This is a genomic window from Mesorhizobium sp., assembly GCF_017306585.1.
Taxonomy (GTDB): Bacteria; Pseudomonadota; Alphaproteobacteria; order Rhizobiales; family Rhizobiaceae; genus Mesorhizobium.
In genome coordinates, this window is the sequence record NZ_JAFKIC010000082.1 from 1 (window position 1) to 5611 (window position 5611).

The window sequence follows — 5611 nt, forward strand, 5'->3', positions numbered from 1 at the left end:
AATCAAACTCAAGCGGGAAAGTTGCCTTCCTCTCAGGCCGCCAATCCACCAGCCTGCGTCTTCAGAAACGCCTCGCCGCAGGCCTTCGCCAAGTTGCGAACACGAAGGATATAGCTCTGGCGCTCGGTGACGGAGATGACACCGCGCGCGTCGAGCAGGTTGAAGACGTGGCTCGCCTTGATGCATTGGTCATAGGCCGGGAAGACCATGCGATGCATGGGCAGATTGTCGTTCGAGGCCGGCGCGCCGGCCTCCAGCAACGCCTTGCATTCGGCTTCCGCATCCTCGAAATGCCGGAGCAGCATCTGCGTGTTGGCATATTCGAAATTGTGGCGCGAATATTCCTGCTCCGCCTGCAGGAAGACCTCGCCATAGGTGACCTTTTCGTCGTCTTCGCGGCCGTTGAAGTTGAGGTCGTAGACATTGTCGACGCCCTGCACATACATGGCCAGCCGCTCCAGCCCGTAGGTCAGTTCGCCGGCGACCGGGGCGCATTCGATGCCGCAGACCTGCTGGAAATAGGTGAACTGCGAGACTTCCATGCCGTCGCACCAGCATTCCCAGCCGAGCCCCCACGCGCCCAGCGTCGGGCTTTCCCAATCGTCCTCGACAAAGCGGATGTCATGCAGCAGCGGATCCACGCCGATCGCCGCCAGCGAGCCGAGATAAAGCTCCTGAAGGTTCGGCGGATTGGGCTTCAGGATCACCTGATACTGGTAATAATGCTGCAGCCGGTTCGGGTTCTCGCCGTAGCGGCCATCCTTGGGACGGCGCGAGGGCTGGACATAGGCCGCGTTCCAATGGCGGGGGCCGAGCGCACGCAGCGTCGTTGCCGGATGAAAGGTGCCGGCGCCGACCTCCATGTCGTAGGGCTGCAGGATGACGCAACCATAGGCCGCCCAGTAATTGTGCAAGGTCAGGATCAGCCCTTGGAAGGAGCGGCTGGGATGCATATGGGCGGGAATTTCAATCGTCACGGGTGGCCTCGACAACAAAGGCTGGCTTGCCGGCCCGTCCTAGAGACAGGACGGCAAAGCGTCAAGCAATGGACCTCGCCGGCTCTGGCAAGAGATACCGAAAGCGAAGACCTTTCGAAAACCGACACATGTCGAAAGCATTGCGAATGGCTGGCCCATTGTGGCCGTCAGCGGCTTGCGCTCTGCTCGGCTGCTTCAACCCCCAGCAAGACAAGCAGGCTCCAGCCATGTCCAGCCCGATCGACATCCGCCCCGTCACACGGCAGGACCACGAGCAATGGCTGCCGCTATGGGACGGCTACAACGCCTTCTACGGCCGATCGGGCCCGACCGCGCTGGCGAGCGAAATAACCGACATGACATGGTCGCGCTTCTTCGACGCCTATGAGCCTGTCCATGCGCTGGTTGCCGAAAGCCAGGGACGGCTCGTCGGGCTGGTCCACTACCTCTACCATCGCAGCACCACGGCGATCGCGCCGAACTGCTATCTGCAGGATCTTTTCACCAATGAGGCAGTGCGCGGCCAAGGCGTCGGCAGAGCGCTGATCAAGGGCGTCTATGAACGGGCGCAGGCGGCAGGCGCGGGCCGGGTCTACTGGCAGACCCATGAGACCAATCACACGGCGATGAAACTCTACGACAAGGTCGGCGAACGCTCCGGCTTCGTCGTTTACCGGAAACTCTTCTGAGGCTCCAAACGAAAACGGGGCTCCCTAGAGAGCCCCGTTGCATTTTCCAGCTAACCGGCCTCAGCCCTTGGGGGCCGGCGCCACCGGCTTCACCTTCGGCGTTTCCTGCGCCGTGTTGGACTCGATCGGCGGCAGGCCCTTCATCAGCTTCTGCTGCAAGGCGGCCAGTACGTCGGGATCGGGCTTCAGGTCGCGGGCCTGGGCCCACTGGTAAGTAGCTTCCAGCTTGCGGCCGACGCGCCAGTAGGCGTCGCCGAGATGGTCGTTCAGCACCGGATCTTCCGGCTTCAGCGCCACGGCGCGCTCCATTTCGCGCACGGCATCGTCGAAGCGGCCAAGGCGGAAATAGGCCCAGCCCAGCGAATCGACGATGTAACCGTCGCTCGGCCTGAGATCGACCGCCTTCTGGATCATCGCCAGGGCTTCCTTGAGGTTCGTGTTCTGGTCGACCCAGGAATAGCCGAGATAGTTCAGCACCTGCGGCTGGTCAGGCTGCAATTCGAGCGCCTTGCGGAAATTCGGCTCCGCCTTCGGCCATTCCTTCAGGCGCTCATAGGCGATGCCACGCTGATAGAAGATGTTCCAGTTGGCCGCGGTCGGCGTCTTCAGCACGTCGACTGCCTTGTCGTAGAGATTGGCGGCAGAGCGGAAATCGTCCTTCGAGGAATAGACGCCGCCGAGCGCCAGATAAGCGCGCATGTCGTCGGGATGGGCGTCGACGAACGCCTTGAGGTGGGTGATCGCCTCGTCGTGGCGATCGAGATCAGCCAGGTTGAGGCCGAGCTGCAGGTCCGAAAGCTCCTTCAGCGGCGACGAAGCGGGAATGCGCCGATAGAGCGCGATGGCGCCCTCGCCGTCCTTCAGCTGTTCGGCGACGGCCGCGAGTTGCACCAGGGCCGCGTCGCTGTCTGGCTTGAGCGCGAGCGCGTATTGCAGATAGAGCCTGACGAACGGTTCGCCGCCGCCACGGTTGAGCGCGGTGGCGAGGTCGAGCAGAATTTCGGAAGCACCATCCGATGGGCCGGAAACGAAGGGCTCAATCTTGTCGCCCTTGCTGATCCTGTCGCGCAACGCGACGATTTCCAGCTTGCCTGGCGAAAACGCCTCGGCCTGGTCGAGCACCGATATCGCCTTGGCCTTGTCGCCCTTGCGTGCCAGGAACGAGGCATAGGCCTGCGCGTTGCGCATCCAGGTTTCGGGCGCGGCACCGCCGGCGGCGGTATCCTGCATCGTGGCGGCATAGATCGCATCTGCCTTTTCGGGCATGTTGGAAGCATCGGCGATCAAGGCGCGGTGGAAGGACTTGAACAGACCGAACCAGTCCGGTCCCTGCAGCTTGTCGATCGAGGCCATCGCATCAGTGGCCTCGCCAGCGCCTTGCTGCGCCCAGCCGGACATGACGCCGGAGATCAGCCGGTCGAGGTCGGACTCCAGCGACAGCTTGAGCCAGTACTGCGCCTTGGAAAAATCCTTCTTGTGGAAGGAGTCCACGGCCAGCGCCAGGCGCGAGAAGCGCTCGACATCGGGCACCTGCTTGAGTTTGTCGGCATAGACCAGCGATTCGTCGAAGCGGCCTTGCGCGATCAGCGACAGCATAAGGCTCTGCTGCAGCGTGGTGTCGCTCGGATTGAAGGCCAGGGCCTGCTTGTAATAGGCAATGGCGCTGTCGAGATCGTTGTCGCCTTCGGCGATCCTGGCGGCCAGATAGGCGCCCGAGAACGATGAAATCTTGACCGGTTCAGTGGATTGCTTGGCATAGGCCGGCAGAGCCGAGATCGCCATGCCCGTCACAATTGCCAGCCCTGTCAGCCAGCGCGCACGTCCTTGCTGCATCGTATCCCTTTCAGCCAGGCGCCATCCCCGCGTCAGCGGGATCGGCCCAGACTCGATCCTTCCGGGCAAAGCATGGCCTTTTTGGGGTCGCGCTTCAATCCGCCTGAAATTCACAATCGGATCACCCGATTAACAAACCATGGCTAAAATGGACAGTTTGCCGCGTCAACAGGCCTGTACGCGCGTATCGCGATAATCGCCGGCTGCGATGGCGTCGCACAGCGCGCTCCATTCGCAGCCTGCGCAGGCCTTGCGCACGAGGCCCGCCGAGAAGGCCTGCCGCATGCGCGCAAGAACAGCGGCATCGAGATAGAGACGGGCGCCATCCCGGATCGGCCGGGCCAGCAGCGCCTCAACGTCCCGCGCCGCCAACCCGTCGCGCTCCGCCGCGCTGTCGCGCAGGCAGTGCGGTTCGGCCTCTCCAAGCAGCGGGGCGCAGATATCGTCCGGGCCGGAGACGAGAAGAATGTCCTCGCCCCGGCTCAGGCGCTCAGCGACCCTGTCATAATTGACGGTGAAGGCAGGGGTGTATCCCTTGCCCACATAGGTGAGCAGGCAAAGGAGGTGGTGGGCGCGCAGCCTGATGGTCACGGATTGGCCGGCTTGACCTTGCCGCGAAGCGCCATGAGCGTCGCAGCGCCGAGTGCCGACTTCAGCAGCCCTCCGACGATGAACGGCACGAAGCCGAAGGTGATGGCCTGTTCAGCCCCGATCATGGCGGCGAGCCAAGCCGTGCCGAGAACCAGACAGGCAAGATTACCAAGCACCATGGCGGCAAAGGCAAGCACCACCCTGTTGCCGTTCCAGCCGCGCTCGGCCAACCAGCCGACAAGCGCGCCGACAAGCGGAAACGCGAAGAGATAGCCACCCGTTGGCCCGACGAAATAGGAAGCGCCTCCGACCCCGCCGGAGAGAACCGGCAAGCCGACAGCACCCTCGACCAGCCAGGCGATGATGGTGACGGCGCCAAGCCGCCAGCCATAGAGCGCGCCGATCAGTGTTACGGCGAAGGTCTGCATGTTTACCGGGACCGGCACCATCGGCACCTCGATATAGGAGGAAAGCGCCAGGAACAGCGTGCCGAGCACGACGGCTGCGGCCCGCCAGCCGAGCGACCGCTGCTGCAGCCGCAGCGGGCTGAAGGACGGTCTGGCGGACGAGAATGCGAGGTTGGTCATAGGCTTCCCTTCGGTGGATCAAAAATTATAGATAATTTCTAACTTCGATCTATTATCGAATCCACATTTTTGAACGAGAGGCAAGCCTGCCGTCTCCAAAAGACCGTCTAGCCGACGATTGCGAAGGCTTCGCGCGTCGTTCCCGACGCGGTTCTGACGGGCTTGCGGCCGATCCACTGGACATGCCGCCCCAGCGTTAAGGCGGCTGATTCGGCATTCCCCTGCCGCAACGCCGCCAGTATCGCGCGATGATCCTGATCGGTGCGCGTCTCCCACTCCGATCGCCATGCCGCGAACAGGAACCGTGCGCTGGCGGCGTGCAGATCGTCGATCGTGGCGAGCAGGCGCGGCATACCGCACGGCGCCAGGATCAGCCGGTGAAAGGCGCGGTTGGCTTCCTCCCATGACCTGACGTCACGGGATTTGTCGCCAGCCTTGGTCGCTTCCTCGGCCTGGTCGAGAATGGCAGCCGTCAGGTGCGGCGCGGCATGGCGCAGCGCCAGCACCTCGAGCGCCGCCCGCATTTCGGCGACCTCCTTGACCTCGCCGAGATCGAAGGCCGCCACACGCACCCCGCGACGCGGCTCGCTGATGGCGAGCCCCTGCGCCTCGAGCCGCCGGAACGCCTCGCGCACCGGAACGTGGCTGGTGTGGAACTCCTCGGCGACATGATCCTGCCGCAGCCGCGCGCCCGGCTCGATCGCACCGGAGATGATGCGGTCGGCCAGTACCTTGCTGATGCGCACCGCGATGGTGTCGTCCGTACCCTTTGCCATGTTTTATAGATAATTTGCGGCCGGGCGGGTTGTCGAGACGACTTGCCGCAATCGCGGAGTTCTCCCCAGCCCGTGCCGGGAGCCGGGAGCAACAGCCGTTCTCAGTTTACCCGGCTGATGCAGAAGTCGATGACGTCGACCAGCGCCGATTTCTGCGG

The 5611-nt window shown here is 63.3% G+C and carries 6 protein-coding genes; 1 reads left to right on the top strand and 5 read right to left on the bottom strand.

From position 1 onward, the window contains the following. Nucleotides 1-32: 32 nt before the first annotated feature. A complete protein-coding gene (locus J0I79_RS02935) occupies nt 33-977 on the bottom strand; it encodes a glycine--tRNA ligase subunit alpha (protein WP_292855230.1) in 945 nt (314 codons plus the stop codon). A gap of 227 nt (nt 978-1204) precedes the next feature. Between J0I79_RS02935 and J0I79_RS02940 the strand changes: the two genes are divergently transcribed. Then, on the top strand, nt 1205-1666 hold the full coding sequence (locus J0I79_RS02940) for a GNAT family N-acetyltransferase (protein WP_292855231.1): 462 nt from the start codon (nt 1205-1207) through the stop codon (nt 1664-1666). 60 nt (nt 1667-1726) lie between these two features. On the opposite strand, the gene J0I79_RS02945 is transcribed toward J0I79_RS02940, so the two are convergent. From J0I79_RS02945 to J0I79_RS02960, 4 genes are all read right to left on the bottom strand, one after another. Further along, the gene (locus J0I79_RS02945) at nt 1727-3499 is read right to left on the bottom strand and encodes a tetratricopeptide repeat protein (RefSeq protein ID WP_292855232.1); all 1773 of its coding nucleotides are present in this window, start codon (nt 3497-3499) and stop codon (nt 1727-1729) included. A 165-nt stretch (nt 3500-3664) separates the two neighbouring features. Further along, nucleotides 3665-4090 carry a DUF1284 domain-containing protein gene (locus tag J0I79_RS02950; protein WP_292855233.1) on the bottom strand — a complete coding sequence of 142 codons (426 nt, stop codon included), beginning with the start codon at nt 4088-4090 and terminating at the stop codon, nt 3665-3667. Next, nucleotides 4087-4677: a biotin transporter BioY gene (locus tag J0I79_RS02955; RefSeq protein ID WP_292855234.1), complete on the bottom strand. Its 591-nt coding sequence runs from the start codon at nt 4675-4677 to the stop codon at nt 4087-4089. The genes J0I79_RS02950 and J0I79_RS02955 overlap by 4 nt, the downstream gene beginning before the upstream one ends. 107 nt (nt 4678-4784) lie before the next feature. Next, nucleotides 4785-5453, bottom strand: a complete 669-nt coding sequence (locus J0I79_RS02960; protein WP_292855235.1) for a GntR family transcriptional regulator — start codon at nt 5451-5453, stop codon at nt 4785-4787. Nucleotides 5454-5611: the final 158 nt, after the last annotated feature.

Bases quoted from the DNA above. Each gene is read 5' to 3' on its own strand.
- J0I79_RS02945 (WP_292855232.1), bottom strand. From the start codon at position 3,499: ATGCAGCAAGGACGTGCGCGCTGGCTGACAGGGCTGGCAATTGTGACG.
- J0I79_RS02940 (WP_292855231.1), top strand. From the start codon at position 1,205: ATGTCCAGCCCGATCGACATCCGCCCCGTCACACGGCAGGACCACGAG.
- J0I79_RS02955 (WP_292855234.1), bottom strand. From the start codon at position 4,677: ATGACCAACCTCGCATTCTCGTCCGCCAGACCGTCCTTCAGCCCGCTG.
- J0I79_RS02960 (WP_292855235.1), bottom strand. From the start codon at position 5,453: ATGGCAAAGGGTACGGACGACACCATCGCGGTGCGCATCAGCAAGGTA.